The organism is Hymenobacter psychrotolerans DSM 18569 (genome assembly GCF_900142395.1).
In the GTDB taxonomy this organism is placed as follows: Bacteria; Bacteroidota; Bacteroidia; order Cytophagales; family Hymenobacteraceae; genus Hymenobacter; species Hymenobacter psychrotolerans.
This window is the reverse complement of sequence record NZ_FRAS01000001.1, coordinates 249071-268660: the sequence shown is the minus strand read 5'-3', so window position 1 is coordinate 268660 and position 19590 is coordinate 249071. Positions and strand designations below refer to the sequence as shown.

Sequence of the window (19590 nt, the reverse complement as noted above, 5' to 3'; positions counted from 1 at the left end):
AATCCGTTGTCTTTGTAGTGCTGCCCCACAAGCACACCAGAAAAAAGCCGAATTCCGGAAGCCGGACAGTGCCTATACGGGAGTTGCCGTTCACTTCGGTTCACAGCAGCCCCTGCGACGGCGCACGAAAGGCTTTTCCCGGCTTGTGGAGGAATAAGAATAAGGTGCTTAGGTTTGTATTATTCTTTTACAAAATATGGTTTATATGCACGAATCAGTATATTACAGAACCATCTTACCCTGCTCGTTCTATGGCTCCCGATATAATGCCCGGCACCACACTGCCCGACTTTGAGTTGCCCGACCATACCGGCGTCATGCGGCGCCTCTCGCTGCTGCAGGGCCACGACCCGATGATTGTGACCCTGAACCGCGGCGTGTACTGCCCCAAAGACCGGCAGCAGCTGCTGGAGCTGGCGCGCTTTTATCCGCAGCTGCAGGTGGGCTTCGCGCAGCTTGTCACCATCACCACCGATTCGCTGCTGCTCTCTAACGACCTGCGACTGGGCGTGGGCGCGCACTGGACCTTTCTGCACGATGAGAAGCGCATTGTGCAGCACCGCCTCGCTATTCAGGAATATACCGACCCACACAACAACCCCATGATTCCGCACACCTTCGTGCTGGAACCGGGCCTGAAAATCTACAAAATCTACTGTGGCTACTGGTACTGGGGCCGCCCCAGCCTCGCCGACCTGCACCACGACCTGCGCGACATTACCAGCCGCCAGCGCCCCGACTACAAGATTGACACCCCCGAAATGCGGCAGCAGTGGGACAGCGGCGACCGGCACGGGTTTTTTCCCTACGGCCAGTCGTGGCATCAGGTGTTTGCCCGCATGGCCGGTGCCGTAGATCAGTACGGAAGGTCGTAGAAGCCCCTTTAAAACACCAACAGCCCCATTCTAACTATTGAATGGGGCTGTTGGTAGTATAAATCAAGATTTCGTCAATGCTGCTCGCACAGGAGGCGTGCTACATAGCGCTGACCGTCTGTTGTTTGACCCGTGAGCAGGTATACGCCGGCCGGCACACCAGCCAGTTGTAGGTGCTGCCCACCAGCCGTAGCCAACTCCCGCGTCGTCGGCCAGCGGCGCACGACGCACCCCAGCGCGTCCCGCAGGAGCACTTCGCCAATTAATGCTTGGTCGGCACGTAATTGCAACGTGCCGGAGCCTGCCACCGGGTTGGGCCAGGCCTGCAACGTGCGTACAGGCTGCTGGCGTGGGCTTGTAGTGCCAAGCACGTTCCAGTTGGCATGAATGCCCAGAAACAGGTCGGCGCCGCCCAGCGGGCCTTGCGTGGCGTAGCCGCTGAACACGTAGTTGCTGGTGCCCGGTGCTACCAGCAGGCTGCGCACGTATTCGCTGCCGCCGGTGCGGAAGAGCACCGTGTCGCGCAGCACCTGGCCGGTGGGCGTAATTTTGCTCAGGTACACGCGGTTGCCGAAGCTATTGAACCCGCCGGCCAGTACGAAGTTGCCATCGGCCAGGGGCTGGATAAGGTTCGGGCCGGCAAAGCCGCTGAAGCCGTTGGGGGCGGTGTAGCGGAGGGTTTTGGTCCAGATCGTGTCCAGCGCCGCCGTAAAGCGGACAAGTCGCCCATCCTGACAGGCTATATAACCAGCATTATTGGCAAGCGGGGCGATGCTATTAATAAGATCATACCCATTGCCATATAAGGGCTTACTTTGATCCACTACGCCTGATTCAGTCAAATGCAGGAATTTGCGGGCATTGCCAACAATTCCTTTAGTGTTGAGTAGCCAATAGCCGCCTTGCCCGGAATTGTCCTTGAATAAACCGCTGACGGCACCTACGTCAGTCGCATCATAATTGATGGTAGTCTGGGACACTACTTGTCCAGTTGCGCTTATTTTCATCCACTGCGGAAATGTATTCAAGGAGGCCGTTAGCACAAAGTTGCCGTCGTTACCGAGCAGCACACTGGAATAATAGTCATTCGTCGGGCCAATGGTTTTGCGGGTCCAGAGCGTGTCGCCCTGAGCCGAAAACAGTAACAGCAGCGCGTGCCCATTCAGCGGAGCCGAACTTTGAAGGGTAGTAGCGGTTACCAGCACCTGATTAGCAGCGTTCACGCAGGTATATTGCGGGATGGCAAAGGTGTAGCCGGGCAGTGTAACGCGCTTAGTAAAGATGGTATCTCCCACGGCGTTGAGCCGGGCCACGAACAGGCGCGGTGATACGCTGGAGGTGACGCGCTGGGAGCCCACCAACAGGTAGCCCCCTGTGCTCAGTGGCGTTAGAAGGCCTCCTTCCTCATTGCCCGCTGAGCCATATACCCGTTGCTGGCGCACCTGCGCATTAGTTGGCAGCCCCAACAGGACTGCCAACCAGAAGAAAAGTAGATAGCGCATATAATCAAGGTGTTACCTGCACGCGGCGCGTGCGGCGTAGGCCCGCGGGGCCAGTGAGTTCAAGTACATAGATGCCGGCCGGGACGCCGCTCACCGAAATGGCCGTGCTGCCGCAACGGCCCTGGCGCAGGGCCTGGCTGATAGTAGCCCGCTTTATGCGGGGGGGGGGGGTAATCGTGTACCATTGTTGTAAATGAAAAAGGGTGAGGTACAGCGTTCAACTGAACGCCGGGAAAGCCTCTTTGTCAGTAACTACAGTGGCAACAGGTGTGAAAGTGGGCAAGCGGCAGATAACAGAGCAATAGTATAGTCTTGCAAGAAGGATTATTTCCGCCTAACAATCAACTCTTTTGATCGGACGGCAGCTGTCCTGCAAGCGTTTCCAGGCCAACCCGTACATTTGGGCCGTTCCTCCGCGCTTTTTATGCCTCACCAGACGCCTGCCGACCCGCCGCTCGGAACCCTTGTCGCCCTCGGCGGCGGCGACGATGATGCCATGCTGGCGCTCCTTTGCGACTTGCTGCCGACGCCGGATACTGCCGTCGAAGTTATTACGGTTGCCTCCCGCGACGACATCCGCTCGGGCCGCGCCTACGAGCGGGCCCTGCGCGAGCTGGGCTGCACGGGTGTGCGGCACCTGCGCATCAGCGAGCATCATTCCCCCGATGCCCACGATACGCTGCGCCGCCTGAGCCGGGCCGGACTGGTGTTCTTTAGTGGCGGCGACCAGGAGCGCATCACCGATTTTCTGCATGGCTCTCAGTTTCTGGAGGTGCTGCGCGAGCGGTACCAGCAGGATGCCGGTTTCATGGTGGCTGGTACCAGCGCCGGAGCGGCCGTGCTGCCCGAGTACATGGTGATAGAAGGCCACGGCTGGCGGGCTTTGCGCAAAGGCGGCATGAAAACCAGCGCCGGCCTCGGGCTGCTGCCCCGGCTGCTCATCGACCAGCATTTTGTGGAACGCGGCCGTTTCGGACGGCTGGCGCACGCCGTGCTGGCCCACCCCATGTGCCTGGGCATTGGCCTGGCCGAAGAAACCGGCATCATCATCCGGGGAGGTACTGAGGCTGAGGTGTTTGGCGACGGCGTGGTGATGGTGGTAGACGGGCAGCAGCTGCGGGGCAACAACCTGGGCCGCGTAGGCCGGGGCGAGCCGGTGAGCGGGCAAGACCTGCGGGTGCATCTGCTGGTAGCAGGCCAGCGCCTGCAACTCCACAGCCGAAGGGTAGTGGCTCCCGGCACTGATGCTGCATAAGGCGTAGTGCCGCATATTTGCGGGCCGGTTCCCGCCGCACCCGAATCCGTACTCGCTTGCGGGAAAAATAGTCGGCACGCCGACTAAAAAACCGTTTTTCTCCCTACATTTAATCACATCAACTCACTTCTCACCTATTTCCCTCTTTTATATGACTCTAAAATCTCTACTCCTCGCGAGTGGTGCGCTACTCACGGGCACCGCTGCTTCGGCAGGCGGCTACCAGGTAACACTGGCCGGGCAGAAAAACAACGGCATGGGCGGCGTGGGCGTAGGACTTTCCCTCGACCAGGCGGCCATGTTCTACAACCCCGGCGCGCTAACCATGGTGAAGGACCGGGGCGTGCAGGTTGGTGTGAATGCTACTATGGCCCGCCAGGCCTTCCGCTCGCAGTATGGCGGCGCGCAGCGCGAGCTGAAAAACAACATCGTAACGCCTTTCAACCTGTATGCCGGCTTCGGCTCCGAGGACCGCAAGTTTGCCGCCGGTATTGCCGTCTACACGCCCTTCGGCAACAAGGTGGAGTACGCTGACGGCTGGGAAGGCCGCTACTCGCTGACCGGCATCGACCTGAAATCCATCTACGTGCAGCCCACCGTCAGCTACGCCGTAACGGATAAGCTGAGTGTGGGGGCGGGCATGGTGATTCTGGCCTACGGAGCCGTGAACCTGCAGAGAGACATTCCGGTGGAAGGCGCGGCCGGCTCCGGGCCGGCTCACGTCGAGCTCGACGGCAAAGCCACCACCAAGCTCGGCTTCAATGCCGGTATCTACTTCAAGCCTACCGAGAAGCTGAGCATTGGGGCCAGCTACCGCTCCAAGATTGACGCCAAAGTGGAAGGCGGCGACGTGAAATTCACGAACGTGCCGACTTCACTGGGCTCCCGCTTCACGGCTACCGAGTTTGATGCTACGCTGCCGCTGCCCGCCACCACCAGCCTGGGCATCGGGTTCATGCCGAACGAAAACCTGACGCTCGGTTTCGATGTGAACTACGTGGAGTGGAGCAAATACAAGATTCTGCAATTCGACTTCCGCGGCAACAACGGCGCCGGCGGACTGGTGTCGCCTTCCGGCCAGGTGGGCGGCTCCAACATCAGCACCTCGCGCCGCGAGTATGAGGATGCCGTAACGCTGCGCCTCGGGGGCCAGTACCTGCTGACCAGCGGCCTGACCGTTCGGGCCGGTGCTTCCTATGACTTCTCGCCGGTGAAAGACGGTTTCGTGACGCCGGAAACGCCCGACGCCGACCGGATCGGCCTGACGCTGGGCGCTTCCTACAAGTTCGGCAACTTCGGCGTGGACGTTTCCGGTCAGTTCATCGACCTGAAGAAGCGTACCCAGACCGAAGCTGACCTGGTGGCCAACAACACCGCCGACCGGGTTGCGGGTACCTACAAAACCCGCGTTCTGATTCCGGGCATCGGCCTGAACTACACTTTCTAAGCTCTTCCTGACAACTCCCATGTATACTCTGTTGAAACGTACCGCGCCCGCTCTGGCGCTGCTCGGTCTGGGACTGGCTGGCTGCCAGCCAGAGCTGGATGCCCCCGGTGCCGACAAAGGCTCCGCTGACTTCTCGCGCTACATTGCCGTCGGCAACTCACTCACGGCCGGCTACGGCGACAATGGCCTCTACCTCGAAGGTCAGCTGGCTTCGTATCCTAACCTGCTGGCAGAGCAGTTCAAAACCGTTGGCGGCGGTGACTTCGCCCAGCCGTTGTTCAACCAGCCGAACCAGGAAAACGGCTCCGGCTACCTGCGTCTGACAGGCTTCACGGCCACCGGCAACCCCATCACGGCCAACGTAACGACCAATCTGGCGGTACGCGCTATTACGCCACAGGCACTGTACACCCGTTACGATGCCCCTGTCAACAACCTCGGCGTGCCGGGCATTAAGCTTGCTGATATCCAGACTCCGGGCTACGGCAGCCAGGTGGGCAATGCGTACTTTGAACGGATTACGCCGGCGGCTAATCCGTTGCAGACGTACTTCCAGCGCGTGAAAGCGGAGGCGGCTACGGCTACTTTCTTTACCTGCTGGCTCGGCAACAACGATGTACTGGGCTATGCTACCGCCGGTGGCGCGCTCGGGCCCACGGCCATCACCCGCACCGACACGTTCCAGCTGAAAGCCAACCGCATCATCAATGTGCTGACGGCAAACGGCGCGAAAGGCGTGGTAGCTACCATCCCGAACGTGACCAACGTACCATTTTTCACTACGGTGCGCGTAGCGGCTATCAAAGCCACGTTTAAAGCCAGCAACCAGGCGCTGAGCCTCTACATCCAGACCAGTGCGGGTGTGCGCGAAGCCACCGACGCCGACCTGCTGACGCTCACTTCTTCCTCAGTGATTGGTACTGCCACTTCCGGCAATCCGTTCCCGGTAGGAGCAGGCATTTCGCCCACTGCAGCTAACCCGTTGCCCAGCCAGTTCGTGCTGGACGCTTCGGAGCAGACGCTGGTGCGCGATGCTACTACGGCCTACAATACGGCTCTCACGGCCAAGGCTAACGAGAAAGGGCTGGCTGTGTTCGATGCCAACGCTTTCTTCGCGCGTATTGCCGCTACCGGCATCGTATCGGATGCGGTGAACAACACGGCGGCTTTCATCTCCGGCAACCTGTTTTCGCTGGATGGCGTGCACCCCACGCCCCGTGGCTACGCGGTTATCGCCAACGAGATGATCAGCGCTATCAACTCCAAGTATGGCTCCAGCTTGTCGCAGGTCAACCCCAACAACTACCGCGGCGTACGTTTCCCGTAGGCTCTGAGTGGTTTGATACCAAAAAAAGCCCGTTCCTGATGTCCAAGAGCGGGCTTTTTCTATTGAGTGGTGTGCTAGCTGTGGCTGGGCAGCAGCTGCACCGGCTGCAGCACTTCCGGAAGCGGTGGGGCTGCCTCGCCGGCCAGGCGAGCCGCAATCAGCTGGGCGTGGTAGCGGCCGTTTTCGATAAACCAGCGGCTGGTGTTGAGGCCGCCGCACACGGTGCCGGCCAGGTACAGGCCGGGGCGGTTGGTTTCCAGGGTTTCAGCGTTGTGCGTGGGCGTCTGGGCGGCGTCTGTGTCGCAGGTGATGCCCAGAGTTGCCAGAAACGTGAAGTCGGGGTGGTAGCCGGTGAGGGCGTACACGTGCTGGGCGGGCAGACTGCGCAGGCCATCGGGCGTGAGCACCTCCACGGTGGTTGCGGTGATGCGCTGCACGGTAGTGTTGAACAGTGCCCCAATCCGGCCTTCCTTGATGCGGTTAAGCAAATCGGGCCTTATCCAATACTTCACCGACTCGCTGATTTCGGGGCTGCGTACCACCAGCACTGGCCGGGCGCCAGCCCGCAACAACTGCAGCGCGGCTTTGGCCGAGGAATTTTTAGCGCCGATGACTACCACATCCTGGTCGGCGTGGGCGTAGGGCTCTTTGTAGTAGTGCGTCACGTGGGGCAGGTCTTCGCCGGGCACGCGCAGGTAGTTGGGCACGTCGTAGAAGCCGGTGGCCACTATCACGAACTGCGCTCCAATCCGGCCTTTTTCCGTCACTACTTCGTAGCGGCCCTGCTCGCCTTCCAGCCCTACTACCCGCTCGTAGAGGCGTAGCGTAAGCTTTTCGGCCTGGGCTACGCGGCGGTAGTAGTCGAGGGCGTCTTCGCGCAGGGGCTTGTAGTGCAGCGTAGTCATGGGGTGGCCCCCGATTTCGAGCAGCTCAGGAGTGGAGAAAAACTCCATGTTGGTGGGGTAGCCGATGATGGAATTGACCAGCGCGCCCTTGTCGACCACGCAGGCCGTGAGGCCGCGCCGCTGCACTTCCAGGGCACACGCCAGCCCTACCGGCCCGGCCCCAATCACCACTACATCAAAAGAAGAATCTGGTATCATATCCTGTACTACCAACTCAGGGGGTCGGGGGTTTACGTCGGGCCGGGATACGCTAGGCTCGCGGCCCATGCTATCTGCGTTTTGAGGCCTCAAGCGCGCCCGTGCTCCACAACGCCCAGCCCATCAGCACGGGCTGAAAAAACAGCCGGGCCAAGCGCTTCTCATCGGTATCGAGGCCGAAAGCGGAAATATGGTGGGTGTACTGATGCACGTTGCCGGGGAAAACAGCGGCGTAGAAGGCGGCTAGCCCCATGCCCATCAGGACCCGGCTGCGGCCTTTCAGCAGCAGCAACGCCAGCCCCAGCCCGATTTCTACCACGCCCGAAGCCAGAACCGTGGTGTCTTTGTCCAAGGGCACGAAGTCGGGAACCTGGGCCTGAAATTCGCGGCGGGCAAAGGTGAGGTGGCCGGTGCCGGCTACTACCATAAACGAGGCCAGTACGCCGCGGGCTACGTTTTGCAGCGTGGTGGTATGAGTGTCGTATGCCATAAGGCTGCTTGCTAAAGGGAGTCGTATGCCAGGCTATACGGCCCCGCATGTCGCGAAGATGCCCGACTGCGTGGATGTGTAGTAGCTGCCTTCGTGCCCAAAACCAAATGATTCTGGCCTCCGGGGACGCCTCAGTGAATCAGTCATGTGGCTTTAGTGGGCCTGGAGCCAGTTGCGGCCGGTGCCTACTTCCACTTCCAGCGGCACGCCGTGGGGCAGCAGCAGGGCCGTAGCCATCAGCTCCTTGATTTTGGGCGTGATGTACTCTACTTCCTCTTGCACGGCGTCAAACACCAGTTCGTCGTGCACCTGCAGAATCATCTTGGTTTTGAGCTTTTCCTCAATCAGCCAGTCGTGGATATTGATCATGGCCTTCTTGATGATGTCGGCGGCCGTGCCCTGGATGGGGGCGTTGATGGCGTTGCGCTCGGTGTAGCCGCGTAGCGTGGCGTTGCGCGAGTTGATGTCGCGCAGGTAGCGGCGGCGACCCAGCAGGGTGGTAGCGTATTCCAGCTCCCGCGCCCGGTTGATGCTGTCGTCCATGAACTGCTTCACTGACGAAAACTCCTGGAAATACGTGTCGATGATTTCGGTGGCTTCCTTGCGCGAAATGCCGATGCGCTGAGCCAGCCCGAAGGCCGAAATGCCGTAGATGATGCCAAAATTGACGGTTTTGGCCTTGCGGCGCATCTCGCCATCTACCTCGTTCAGCGGCACATGGAACACCTTACTGGCGGTGCTAGTGTGGATGTCGAGCCCCTGGCGGAAGGCTTCAATCATGGTTTTGTCGCCCGAGAAGTCGGCCATGATGCGTAGCTCCACCTGCGAATAGTCGGCGGCCAGCAGCACGTGCTGTTCGTCGCGCGGCACGAAGGCCTTGCGGATTTCGCGGCCCTTCTCGGTGCGAATCGGAATGTTCTGCAGGTTGGGGTTGGTGCTGGAGAGGCGGCCGGTGGCCGTTACGGCCTGGTTGAAGCTGGTATGCACACGGCCGTCCAACTCGCACACCAGCTGGGGCAACGCCTCCACGTAGGTGCTGCGCAGCTTGGTAAGCTGGCGGTGCTCCAGAATCAGGCCCGCAATAGGCGCATCGGCGGCCAGCTGGCTCAGGATTTCTTCGCCGGTGGCGTACTGGCCGGTTTTGGTTTTCTTGATTTTACCGCTTCCCAGGTCCATTTTGTCGAACAGAACTTCGCCCAGCTGCTTCGGGGAACCGATGTTGAACTCCTGGCCGGCCTCGCTGAAAATCTGCTTCTCAATCTCCTGAATGTAGCCCTGCAACTCGGCCGAATACTCGCCCATGGCCGCCGAGTCAATCTTCACGCCGGCGTACTCAATGTCGGCCAGCACGGGCACCAGCGGGTTTTCCACCTCGTTCAACAGGTCCAGCAGGCCCACTTCCTTCAGCATCGGCTCGAATACATGTTTGAGCTGCAGCGTCACGTCGGCGTCCTCGCAGGCGTAGTCCGACACCTCGGCGGGCGGCAGGTCGGCCATAGTTTTCTGGTTCTTGCCTTTCGGGCCGATGAGCGCCGTGATGGGCACGGGCGTGTAGTGCAGGTAGGTTTCGGCCAGCACGTCCATGTTGTGGCGCATGTCGGGCTCCAGCAGGTAATGGGCCAGCATGGTATCGAAGAGCGGCCCGGCCACGCGCACGTTGTAGTGCTTGAGAATGGTGAGGTCGTACTTGATGTTCTGGCCGATTTTGAGGATGTTTTCCGCTTCGAAAAACGGGCAGAACTCGTCCAGCAAGGCCTGCGCGGCGGCGTGGTCGTCGTGCGGGACGGGCACGTAGTAGGCCTCGCCGGGCAGCCAGCAGAACGAAAGACCCACCAGCCGGGCCGTCATGGTGTCCAGGCCGGTAGTTTCGGTGTCGAAGCTGACTTCGGTTTGCTGCAGCAGAAACTCCAGCAGCGACTTACGCAGCTCCGGCGTATCGATGAGGTGGTAGTTGTGGGGCACGTCGGCCAGGGTGAGGCGCGGCCCGGCGGGGGCACCGAAGCTGCCCGTGGTGCCTTCTTCGGCCGCAATGCCCACCGCCGCATCCGCCGACGAGCCGAACAGGCTGCCCTGGCCTTCCGTGACTTTAGGCCGCCGCGCGCCGCGCGGAGTGGGCGCGGTGCTGCTCACGCCGGCCGGGCTGCCGCCCCCCAGCACGCGGGCTGCCAGCTGCCGGAATTCCAGCTCATCAAACAACTGCCGCAACGCCTCGGTATCGGGCTGGTCGATTACCAGCTTGTCGGCCTCAAACTCGATGGGCACGTTGAGGTGAATCGTGGCCAGCTCCTTGCTCATCAGGCCCTGCTCGGCAAAGTTGCGCACGTTTTCCTGCTGCTTGCCCTTCAGCTCGTCCACGCTGGCAATCAGGTTCTCCACCGAGCCGTACTTCTGAATCAGGGTCTTGGCCGTCTTTTCGCCGATGCCCGGAATACCCGGAATGTTGTCGGAGGCGTCGCCCTGCAAGCCCAGAATGTCGATGACCTGCTCGGGCCGCTCAATCTCGAAGCGCTGCAGCACGTGGGCCACGTCCAGCACCTCGGCGGCGTTGCCCATGAAGGCCGGCCGATAGATTTTCACGCAGTCTGTTACGAGCTGGCAGTAGTCTTTGTCGGGCGTCATCATGAACACCTCCCCGAAGCCCTGCGCCTCCGCCCGCCGCGCCAAGGTGCCGATAACGTCGTCGGCCTCGTAGCCATCCACCATCAGAATGGGAATGTGAAAGGCTTTGATAATCTGCTTGATATAAGGAATGGCCAGCCCAATATCTTCGGGCATAGCCTGGCGCTGGGCCTTGTACTCGGCGTACTGCTCGTGGCGGAACGTCTTCTTGGCGGCATCAAACGCCACGCCGATGTGCGTGGGTTTTTCCTTCTGCAGCACTTCCACCAGCGTGTTGGTGAAGCCCAGAATAGCGCCGGTATTGAGGCCCTTGGAGTTGACGCGCGGGTTCTTGCTGAACGCGAAATGGGCGCGGTAAATCAGAGCAAAGGCGTCGAGCAGGAAGAGCTTGTGGGGCTGGTTGGCGGAGGCGTCGGGAGTCATGGGGCGAAGGTAAGGAAGGCAGAAGCAGATGAATAGAGTGAAAGCAACTGCTGGCAATAACAGAGCGTGAACAAATGAAGTACGCATGCAAGCAACCTAATAGCTAAAGGCAGGGTCATGCGCTTGTAAGGTCAGGTATATGGCTTGCAAGAGAAGAATTTGCAAAATGCTCACAATCAAAATCTGAAGTTTATATGAAAACAAGCCTACTTATCAGATTCCATTTGGTCATGTTGCTGACAAGTGTACTACTATTAGCAAACAAGGCGCAGGCGCAAACAGCCGATCCTGCTTTCATAGCAGAACACTTTTACAAGGTCAGTGATGTTAGTGACGTGGCGCAGCAGCCGGATGGCAAACGCGTCATTGTAGGAGGTTTTGAATACGTCAATGGTCTGCCAGCCCGAGCCATTGCACGTTTGAATGCTGATGGCTCCTTAGATCAGGCTTTTCAGGCAAACGTTACCATCACTACGGCTTCATATCCACTGTTGAAGCGGCCAGCCCAGGTACGCATACTGCCGAATGGCAAGATTCTGCTGGCAACAATGGGTAATTCGCAGGATACGCTGGTTGTGAGCGGATTGAAGCGGGTGGAACTCATGCAACTAAATGCCGATGGGACTCCTGATCCTACATTTAATGTCGGTGCTGGTAGCCACAATGATAATTTTATTACTAATCTGCTGGTTCAGCCGGATGGGAAAATACTGGTAGCGGGACCCATTGCTTCATTCAATACTTCGGGACGCTTTCGACGTATTGTGCGCTTACTGTCTAACGGTGCCGTAGATGCTGGCTTCGATGCTGCCTTAGCTCCAATGCGAGAAATAAGTGCAGTAGCATTGCAGCCGGATGGCAAGATGGTTGTCAGCGCTGATTTCTACCGCTTTAATTCCAGCCAGACAGATACTCGCATTATCCGTCTGCAAGCCAACGGCAGTGTAGACAATACTTTTCAGTCATATACTACTACTGCACTTGTACAAAAGCTACAGGTACAAGCTGATGGTAAAGTAATAATGGCTGGAGTAGAAGGATTGAGTACTGGTGGACCCTATAGCAATGTGGTCATGCGGTTGCAAACCAATGGGCAACCAGACCCTTCCTTTGTCTTGGACCCAGTTGCTGCTGCGGGGGGGACCGTACAATTGAATTACTTGACGGATCTGCAACTACAGCAAGATGGAAAAATTCTGGTAGGGCTGTACGTGCCCAATCAGTACCGGCTGTTACGTCTGAATGCAACCGGTAGTATTGATCAAACCTGGCAGGTTAGTAGTGAGCCAAATTGGGGGCCTAAAACGATATGCGTGCAGCCCGATGGACGAGTTTTGATAGGTGGTAACATCACCCAGGCAGGAGGACAGCCTGGTGGGTTATTTCTGCTATCACAGACGGGTGCTCTTGATACCAGCTTCCGTCCATCCATTCAGATACCAGGTACAGTTTCCGCTATATCTCTGCAGCCGGATGGTAAAATAATAGTGGGTGGCAATTTTCACGAAATTGGCGCGACGGTAGCTGATAACTTAGCTCGGCTTAATGCAGATGGTACGCTGGATGTGGCCTTTACTAACCAGTGTGGTACCAATCGGCCTGTACACACTGTCAAAGTGCAGTCGGATGGAAAAATAGTCGTAGGAGGAGCGTTCAGCGAAATAGGAGGCTTTCAGCGCACAGCACTAGCTCGTTTACTTACTACTGGTAGTATTGACCCAGGATTTATCCCAAATACACTGTTCACTCCTTCATCCAGTCCTTATACTTTGACGACTGTTAAAACTGTTTTACCTCTTTCGGATGGCAGCGTCTGGGTAGGAGGTAACTTCCGAAATACGGCGGGAGGCTACGGCCTAGCAAAGGCTACTACGACAGGGGTGCCCGATCCTAGCTTAACGGTGCCATCGACGGGTCTCGTGAATACGCTGTGTCAACAGACGGATGGCAATATTGTAGTCGGAGGGTCCTTCACTGATTTTGGCGGTATTGCCACTCTTAACCTCGCCCGCATGTCTGCTAGTGGTATTACTGATACCGGTTTTATAGTGAGTGGAATCGATGACCCTTTCTATCAAGTGATGACAGCGTACCAGCAGCCCAATGGTAAATTGCTTGTAGGCGGATGGTTTTCCCCGTTGGCTGGGGTTAATAGTAGCCTGCGCCGGTTGGAGTTGAATGGCAATATTGATTATACGTTTGCCTCGAACTCAACGGTACGGTATGCGCGAACTGTTGCAATTCAGCCTAGCGGTGATGTACTGGTAGGTGGTGAGTATGTAGAATCGATAATATCAGGATCTGCCACGCCCTCGCGCGTAGTATGGGCAGGGCTAGGACTGGTATCTAACACAGGGCAGGTCGTCACAAATTTTAGTTCAGCGCAAGGTGCTGTCGGAGCAGCTTATAACCAAGCTTCTGTTGAAGCGCTAGTAAGGCAGCCTGATGGCAAGGTGCTCGTTGGAGGCTACTTTGCTATTGCTGGTGGACAGCCACACTTGAGCTTGGCACGACTAATGCCGCCGGCTGCTCTTAGTACTACAACCCAACATGTATTGGAGCAGGCAACCAGTGTCTATCCCAATCCTGCCAGGGATATACTGCAATTGGAATTGGCTGCTGACCGGCAGCCGCAACTCGTACAGCTACAAAACCTTACCGGTCAGGTAGTGTTCAAGCAGCAGGTGAAACAGGCCAAGCTGAGCATTTCAGTACAGCATCTGCCTGCCGGCGTCTACCTGCTGCGCGTTGACTACGCCGATGGCCCCGTAGTCCGCCGTGTGGTACTAGAATAGCACAGATCGTACTTTGCGCCATGAAGAATTTAATAGCACTAGCCGGCTGGCTTTGGCTGGGCGCTGGCTTAGTGCGGGCGCAACCTGCTGCAGTCCGACCAACTGCTGAAGAGCACGGCCGGCAAGTGGCAGTTTTCCAGATGGAGCTGAACGCCGAATACCGTGACTCTACCCGGACGCCGCTACCACGCGAAGCACGCCGTACGTTTGGCGGCCTGCCGTTCTATCCGGTGAGCTACGAGGCTTGCGTGGCGGCGCGGTTTGAAGCCGACTCGCTCGGAGCACCGTTTCAGATGCAGACCAGCACCGCCCGCCGCCCGCTATACCGCAAATACGGGGTGCTGCATTTCGCCTTCGAAGGCAAGCCGCAGCAGCTTACAGTGTACCAGAGCCTGGACTTACAGCAGAACCCGGCATACCGCGGCTACCTGTTCGTGCCCTTCACCGACCGCACCAACGGCCACGGCAGCTACGGGGGCGGCCGGTACATAGACCTGCGCCGCGGCCAGATCCGGCAGGGTAAGGTAGTGCTGGATTTTAACCGCGCCTATAATCCCTATTGCGCCTACCAGGCCGGCTACTCCTGCCCCGTGCCGCCCGCCGAAAACCGCCTGCTCGTAGTTATTGCAGCCGGCGTCAGGAGCGACCATTAGGAGCTGATTCTATGTACTTAAAAAGCACCGGCCCCGCCTGACTCAGGCGGGGCCAGTGCTTTTGGCCTGAAATCCTGGAAGGCTGGCTAAAGCACCGGTTTCACTTCCACTGTGAAGCTGGTGCTGCCCGCCAGGCCGGTAGCAGAAAGGCCCTGCACCACTACCAGGTAGCGGCCGGCCTGGTCGCCGGTGTAGAACTCCAGGGCCCGGGCGGTGCCGGCCGTTGTGTTGATTTCGGGGTTCCAGTAGAGCAGGTTGCGGAGGTCGGGGAGGCGACTTTGCTTCTCCTGTGCCGTCTCATAGCGCGGCGAGTAAAACTCGCGCTGCCACTGCAGGCCTTCATATTGCTGCACCAGCACGCGTGGGTCGGGCTGGAAGCCCTCTAAATCTCCCTTATAGGTCGTAAAGCTCACCAAGCCGCTGTACATGGATACGCCATGAAAGTAGCGACCATCAATAACATCGAGCTTCTGGATTTTGAGCGGATCCATGGCCATTATTTTATTGACGTTGAACACCGGCACGCCATCCAATAGTACCATGGGGTTTTCTGAAAACAAGCTGTTGTTCAGCTTATTCACCACCAGAAAGTGGAAGCCGTCTTTTCGGATACGCACAACTATGCCCGGCACGTATTCGCGCAGCACCTCTTCCATCACCTTGAAGCGCATGTACTTATCCAGCTGGTAAGACTCGTCGGGTTTGCCATAGAAGGCGATACTGTCAGCAGCTTGCCGCAGGTAGCGGTTGCGGTACTGAGGATAGTAGACGTTCTGTACCTGCGTCTGAACGTGGCGGCTGGTATAGTAGCTCTGGAAGCGCGGAAACAAGGAAAAGGCCGGCGCCACAGCGGCGGAGAAACGGGTAGAGAAAGGGCTGAGCAGCGTGATGCGGCAGGTACTGTCCTGCTGCGGGTCGGTTTGCAGCATCAGGTCTTGCGGGCCGTAGAAGTTGCTCATCTCGAACTGCACTATCCCGGCTTCGTCGCTGCGGGAGTTGCTGAGCCGTACGATGCGGCTCGGTGATGACAGGTAGGTGATGACGCCGGTGCGGGGAGTGGTAGTGCCGGCCTGCGTCAGTTGGGCCCGCACCACGGGGCCTACCGGCTCCGGCAGGTAGGCAAACGGTTTGGGTGTCGCAGCCAGCACCTCTTCCCACGCAAACCGGCTCCAGCCCTGGGTCAGCATCAGGTTGTCGGCGGCTTCGGAGGCTTCCGGGCCAGCCGTAAAGTAGTAGTCGGGCGTTTCGATGGTGCCCCGCAGCTCGGAGCTGAGGGCCAGATAGTGCTCGATAGAGGCTGTCGGGCCGCTGTTGAGCGAGTCCAGCCGGTACACGGCCATCGATAGGTTGGCGGCCAGCGGCTGATTCTGTAAATCGGTAGTAGCGAGCTGCAGGCTCACTTTGTCGCGGGCTGTGTACTGCGCTTTGTCGGGCCGGGCGGCAATGGCGAGGCGGCGGCTGGGCGGCTGGAAGTAGAGCCGCTCGCATAGTGGCCGCTGACTGGCATCGAAAAGAGTGAAATGCGAAATGCCGTCCAGCAGCTTCCGCCGGTCGAGGCTAACCGCAGCACGACCGTTCAGGAGCTGTATCTGGCTGGCAATGGCCGTTTTCTGCCGGGAGTGCACCAGCAGATACAGCGTTTGCGGCTGCGTGCCGGTGGCCTCTACCGTCAGCACGAGCTGGTCGGCTTCGGCCGGTTGCAGGCGCAGTACGTAGCCCTGTTCCTGCACTGCAGGGAGCCGGCGCGTAATTGTGGGACCCTGGCTGAGCGTAAGAACGGCAGTGTAAGGGCTGGCTCCTCCAACGGCTGGGGTCAGCAGGAAGCTGCCCATACCGTTGCGCAGCGTCTTGAAGGTAGCCACCACAGCCCCCTGCGGATTCAGCACTTTGCCCTGTGCGGCCACGCCCTTGCCTGTTCTGTCGGTTACTTTGAAGGCCACCTTGCTGCCGAGCCCTTTCACCAGATGGCCGCCTTCGGGGAAGAACTGAGCATCGGCAGCGGCAGAGTCCTTTGCAGCAGGCGCCCCCGAAATGGCAAACGTGTTGACTATCGTCACGACGCTCTGGAAATAGGCATCCGGGCTGAAATTTTTCATCCAGCTGGTGTAAGCCCGCACGGTGTAGGTGCCCGAAGCCAGGGTACCGGGCAGCACGAAAGAGCCTTGCCCGGTGGCATTTTTCAGGGCTACTTTGCCTTGCAGCACGGGCTGTCGGCGGGCATCGAGCACCTCCACGTAGGCCACGCTACTCAGCGTAAGCGGCCGGGAGTAGGTGCCATCTACGGCGTACACTTTCAGCCACATGGTTTCGCCGCTCAGGTACAGGGGCCGGTCGAGGTGCAGGAAAAGCTTCTCCTGCGGCCCGCGCCGCTCGTAGCGGTTCAGCTTGCCCGTAATGCCGCCCAGCGAGTCGAGCTGCGCCAGCGAAGTGCCGGCTGAGGCCAGCCATAGCAGCAGCCCCAGCAAAAAGCGGATACTGGCACTGCCGGCAACTGACGGGGTCCAACGTATCATCTGATCTGATGTGCGCATGGCAGGAATACTAAGGCCAGAAATCGGGCTTCACTGCGCTACCCTTTCGGCGACAGTCTATACACTCTTTGCTGGTTCCGAGCACGCCGCCCGGAACGTAATACAGAGGAATGTTTTCCGGATAGCTGAATACAGTACGGATATACCTCGACTCTATCGTGTCGGGAATACATTGGTCGTAGCCACTGGAAACTCGCCAGGTATAGGGCAGTTGGTTGCGCGTGATGAAGATGCGCTGCTGCTGCAGCGAGTGACACCCTACGTAGCCAATTACCGGTTCCGCCTCATCCGTGAGGGAGCGGACATTGCCTGTGAGCTGGGAGGGCAGCGGGTCGAAGAGCGTGCCGATATTTTCGGTGTTTTTCTGCAGCAGCTCCCAATACTGGTACTCCTCCTGGCTAAGCGCATACTGCTTGACCAAGATGCTGTAGCGGTTATAGAAACGCTCGTTGGTGGTGGCGTAAGAACGCAGCACGTAATTGGAAATTCTATCCTGAGTTAGGTTCGTGGTCTTGCTCAGCTTGATATCGGCTACCAACTCATTCCCCCAGCAAATACGCGGGTATACTACTGTATTAGGACGTAGGCCAGAGTTGAAATATTCCAGCTGTGGAAATAGGAGTGGGGTAATTTCCCAGGTTTCCTCACATTCCCAGCGGTAGTACTGCGAGCGGCCGGTATCGTCGTGGGTATTCACGCCAATGGTAAGGCCTGTAGTGGTTTTGCGCCAGGCCACACTGTCAATGGGGGGCGTGACTTTGGCCGGCACGAACTCAGAGGCATATTGCTGCCCCTTCTGCGTGCTGATGAAAAGCCGGTAGTTCTGGCTGGGAGAAAGGGTGAGGGCCTGGGAGGTGTAAGTGCCGGGGGCAGTTTCGGAGAGGGGGAAGCGGGGCCCGTCCTGCTGCTCGATGAAGAGCGTGGCGCCGGTCTCGCGGGGCGGGGCCGTGTTCTGGTCGAGGCGGTAGGTGCGCGAGAGCTGAATGAGGGAGCGGCCCCGGCTGTTGAGGTAGCCATCGACGACGAGGTAGTTGGGGGCGGCGCCCACACCCTCGGGCAGGTAGGGGTCGATGCAGCCGCCCAGCAGCAGCAGCATGCACCATGGCCACCACACGCGGCGCAAAGAGAAAAGCTTGAGCATTAGATGGGGAGTAAGAAGCCTGAGTAAGATAAGGTGCTTGCCGATAGGACGTACACTGATTAGGTAGCTGAGAGACATCAGGGCCAGAAATCCGGCTTAACAGGGCTGCCCCGCAAGCGGCAGTCTACACAGTCGCGGGTATAGCCAAGCCAGCCTCTTTTTACCCCATATATGGGGATGTACCCCAGCGTACCAAAAAAGATGGGCGCGGTTGCGGCACATAGCTGGCTGGGTATAGAATAGGATATGGCACTCATTAGGTACTTGGTGGGCTGCTTACTGCCAGAAGTTAGGCCGAACCGCTGTGCCACGCTTGCGGCAGTCCGCGCAGTCCAGGGTGGTGGAGGTGTAGCCCTGAATAGCGCCTGAACTGTAAAAAACCTGCTCGACCGGAACGGTGAATCCGCCTCTGAAAACCGCTAAAACATCCTTCATCAACACGGTGTCTGGCGGAGAGCAGCTTTCGTAGCCAGTGATATAAGGCCAGGTCCCGGGAAGCTCGGCCCGGCTGATGAAAATGCGCTTTTCCTGCCGTGAGTAAGCCCCGACATAGCCCAGCACTACTTCCCCCTCATCCGTGAGGGAGCGGATATTGCCCGTGAGCTGGGAAGGCAGTGGGTCGAAGAGCGTGCCGATGTTTTCGGTGTTCTTCTGCAGCAGCTCCCAGTACTGGTATTCCTCGCGCGTCTGAGCAAACTGCCTGACCAGAATGCTGTATTTGTGGCCGATACGCTCGGAAGTGCGGGGGTAAGACTGCAGCGGAAAGTCGGCAATCCGGTCTTGGCTGAGGTTGGTGGTTTTGGCCAGCCGGACTGCTGTCGAGGGGCTGTTTCCCCAGCATACATCCGGATACGGAACCGAGATAAGCCGCACATCCCCACCGCGGAATTCATACTGCGGAATGATGGTCGGAACGATTTCCCAGGTTTCGTCAAAGTCCCAGCGGTAGTACTGCGTGCTGTTCGTATCGTCGTGGCTGTTGACGTAAATGGTAAGGCCGTTGTCGTTTACCCGCCAGGTCACGCTGTCAATCGGGGGCGTGACTTTGGCTGGCATAAAGGCTGAAGCATATTCCTTGCCTTCGGCCGTGAGAATGTAGAGCCGGTAATTAGACTCAGTAGAAAAATTAAGTGGTATTGACGTGTAGGTGCCGGGGGCAGTTTCGGAGAGGGGAAAGCGGGGCCCGTCCTGCTGCTCGATGAAGAGCGTGGCGCCGGTCTCGCGGGGCGGGGCCGTGTTCTGGTCGAGGCGGTAGGTGCGCGAGAGCTGAATGAGGGAGCGGCCCCGGCTGTTGAGGTAGCCATCGACGACGAGGTAGTTGGGGGCGGCGCCCACGCCCTCGGGCAGGTAGGGGTCGATGCAGCCGCTCAGCAGCAGCAGCACGCACCACGGCCACCATACGCGGCGCAAGGAAATAAAGGGGTGCATC

General features: G+C 58.6%; 13 protein-coding genes. 6 read left to right on the top strand and 7 right to left on the bottom strand.

Features of this window, described 5'->3' with window-relative positions; translation table 11 throughout:
• Positions 1 to 251 precede the first annotated feature (251 nt).
• Positions 252 to 875 carry a redoxin domain-containing protein gene (locus BUE15_RS01105; RefSeq protein WP_073280846.1) on the top strand — a complete coding sequence of 208 codons (624 nt, stop codon included), beginning with the start codon at positions 252 to 254 and terminating at the stop codon, positions 873 to 875.
• 74 nt (positions 876 to 949) lie between these two features.
• Here BUE15_RS01105 and BUE15_RS01100 read toward each other — a convergent pair whose 3' ends face one another.
• Complete coding sequence (locus BUE15_RS01100; RefSeq protein ID WP_139252068.1) at positions 950 to 2377, bottom strand: hypothetical protein; 1428 nt, start codon at positions 2375 to 2377, stop codon at positions 950 to 952.
• A 424-nt stretch (positions 2378 to 2801) separates the two neighbouring features.
• Between BUE15_RS01100 and BUE15_RS01095 the strand changes: the two genes are divergently transcribed.
• From BUE15_RS01095 to BUE15_RS01085, 3 genes are all read left to right on the top strand, one after another.
• Positions 2802 to 3632 (top strand): cyanophycinase, encoded by an 831-nt coding sequence (locus BUE15_RS01095; protein WP_073280844.1) that lies wholly within the window; start codon positions 2802 to 2804, stop codon positions 3630 to 3632.
• A 151-nt stretch (positions 3633 to 3783) separates the two neighbouring features.
• The gene (locus BUE15_RS01090) at positions 3784 to 5079 is read left to right on the top strand and encodes an OmpP1/FadL family transporter (protein ID WP_073280843.1); all 1296 of its coding nucleotides are present in this window, start codon (positions 3784 to 3786) and stop codon (positions 5077 to 5079) included.
• A 19-nt stretch (positions 5080 to 5098) separates the two neighbouring features.
• Positions 5099 to 6406 carry an SGNH/GDSL hydrolase family protein gene (locus tag BUE15_RS01085; protein WP_073280842.1) on the top strand — a complete coding sequence of 436 codons (1308 nt, stop codon included), beginning with the start codon at positions 5099 to 5101 and terminating at the stop codon, positions 6404 to 6406.
• 74 nt (positions 6407 to 6480) lie between these two features.
• Here the strand turns inward: BUE15_RS01085 and BUE15_RS01080 are convergent, their stop codons facing one another.
• From BUE15_RS01080 to polA, 3 genes are all read right to left on the bottom strand, one after another.
• Positions 6481 to 7509, bottom strand: a complete 1029-nt coding sequence (locus tag BUE15_RS01080; RefSeq protein WP_073281161.1) for a YpdA family putative bacillithiol disulfide reductase — start codon at positions 7507 to 7509, stop codon at positions 6481 to 6483.
• A 70-nt stretch (positions 7510 to 7579) separates the two neighbouring features.
• Positions 7580 to 7999 carry a DoxX family protein gene (locus BUE15_RS01075; RefSeq protein ID WP_073280841.1) on the bottom strand — a complete coding sequence of 140 codons (420 nt, stop codon included), beginning with the start codon at positions 7997 to 7999 and terminating at the stop codon, positions 7580 to 7582.
• A gap of 153 nt (positions 8000 to 8152) precedes the next feature.
• Positions 8153 to 11041 (bottom strand): DNA polymerase I, encoded by a 2889-nt coding sequence (gene polA, locus BUE15_RS01070; RefSeq protein WP_073280840.1) that lies wholly within the window; start codon positions 11039 to 11041, stop codon positions 8153 to 8155.
• Between the two features lie 194 nt (positions 11042 to 11235).
• On the opposite strand from polA, the gene BUE15_RS01065 reads away from it, so the two are divergent.
• Positions 11236 to 13836 (top strand): T9SS type A sorting domain-containing protein, encoded by a 2601-nt coding sequence (locus BUE15_RS01065; protein ID WP_073280839.1) that lies wholly within the window; start codon positions 11236 to 11238, stop codon positions 13834 to 13836.
• A gap of 20 nt (positions 13837 to 13856) precedes the next feature.
• A complete protein-coding gene (locus BUE15_RS01060) occupies positions 13857 to 14489 on the top strand; it encodes a DUF1684 domain-containing protein (protein WP_073280838.1) in 633 nt (210 codons plus the stop codon).
• Positions 14490 to 14575: 86 nt separating this feature from the next.
• Here the strand turns inward: BUE15_RS01060 and BUE15_RS01055 are convergent, their stop codons facing one another.
• The 3 genes from BUE15_RS01055 to BUE15_RS01045 all read right to left on the bottom strand — a co-directional run bounded on the left by BUE15_RS01055 (position 14576) and on the right by BUE15_RS01045 (position 19589).
• Positions 14576 to 17002 (bottom strand): MG2 domain-containing protein, encoded by a 2427-nt coding sequence (locus BUE15_RS01055; RefSeq protein ID WP_139252067.1) that lies wholly within the window; start codon positions 17000 to 17002, stop codon positions 14576 to 14578.
• A gap of 28 nt (positions 17003 to 17030) precedes the next feature.
• Complete coding sequence (locus tag BUE15_RS01050) at positions 17031 to 18161, bottom strand: DUF4249 domain-containing protein (protein ID WP_073280836.1); 1131 nt, start codon at positions 18159 to 18161, stop codon at positions 17031 to 17033.
• A gap of 276 nt (positions 18162 to 18437) precedes the next feature.
• Complete coding sequence (locus tag BUE15_RS01045) at positions 18438 to 19589, bottom strand: DUF4249 domain-containing protein (RefSeq protein WP_073280835.1); 1152 nt, start codon at positions 19587 to 19589, stop codon at positions 18438 to 18440.
• Between the last annotated feature and the right edge of the window lies 1 nt (position 19590).

What these genes read in the sequence shown, in the direction of transcription:
- BUE15_RS01080 (WP_073281161.1), bottom strand. Translation starts at nt 7,509, where the DNA reads ATGATACCAGATTCTTCTTTTGATGTAGTGGTGATTGGGGCCGGGCCG.
- BUE15_RS01075 (WP_073280841.1), bottom strand. Translation starts at nt 7,999, where the DNA reads ATGGCATACGACACTCATACCACCACGCTGCAAAACGTAGCCCGCGGC.
- BUE15_RS01100 (WP_139252068.1), bottom strand. Translation starts at nt 2,377, where the DNA reads ATGCGCTATCTACTTTTCTTCTGGTTGGCAGTCCTGTTGGGGCTGCCA.
- BUE15_RS01095 (WP_073280844.1), top strand. Translation starts at nt 2,802, where the DNA reads ATGCCTCACCAGACGCCTGCCGACCCGCCGCTCGGAACCCTTGTCGCC.
- BUE15_RS01105 (WP_073280846.1), top strand. Translation starts at nt 252, where the DNA reads ATGGCTCCCGATATAATGCCCGGCACCACACTGCCCGACTTTGAGTTG.
- BUE15_RS01065 (WP_073280839.1), top strand. Translation starts at nt 11,236, where the DNA reads ATGAAAACAAGCCTACTTATCAGATTCCATTTGGTCATGTTGCTGACA.
- BUE15_RS01055 (WP_139252067.1), bottom strand. Translation starts at nt 17,002, where the DNA reads ATGATACGTTGGACCCCGTCAGTTGCCGGCAGTGCCAGTATCCGCTTT.
- BUE15_RS01090 (WP_073280843.1), top strand. Translation starts at nt 3,784, where the DNA reads ATGACTCTAAAATCTCTACTCCTCGCGAGTGGTGCGCTACTCACGGGC.
- BUE15_RS01060 (WP_073280838.1), top strand. Translation starts at nt 13,857, where the DNA reads ATGAAGAATTTAATAGCACTAGCCGGCTGGCTTTGGCTGGGCGCTGGC.
- BUE15_RS01085 (WP_073280842.1), top strand. Translation starts at nt 5,099, where the DNA reads ATGTATACTCTGTTGAAACGTACCGCGCCCGCTCTGGCGCTGCTCGGT.
- BUE15_RS01050 (WP_073280836.1), bottom strand. Translation starts at nt 18,161, where the DNA reads ATGCTCAAGCTTTTCTCTTTGCGCCGCGTGTGGTGGCCATGGTGCATG.
- polA (WP_073280840.1), bottom strand. Translation starts at nt 11,041, where the DNA reads ATGACTCCCGACGCCTCCGCCAACCAGCCCCACAAGCTCTTCCTGCTC.
- BUE15_RS01045 (WP_073280835.1), bottom strand. Translation starts at nt 19,589, where the DNA reads ATGCACCCCTTTATTTCCTTGCGCCGCGTATGGTGGCCGTGGTGCGTG.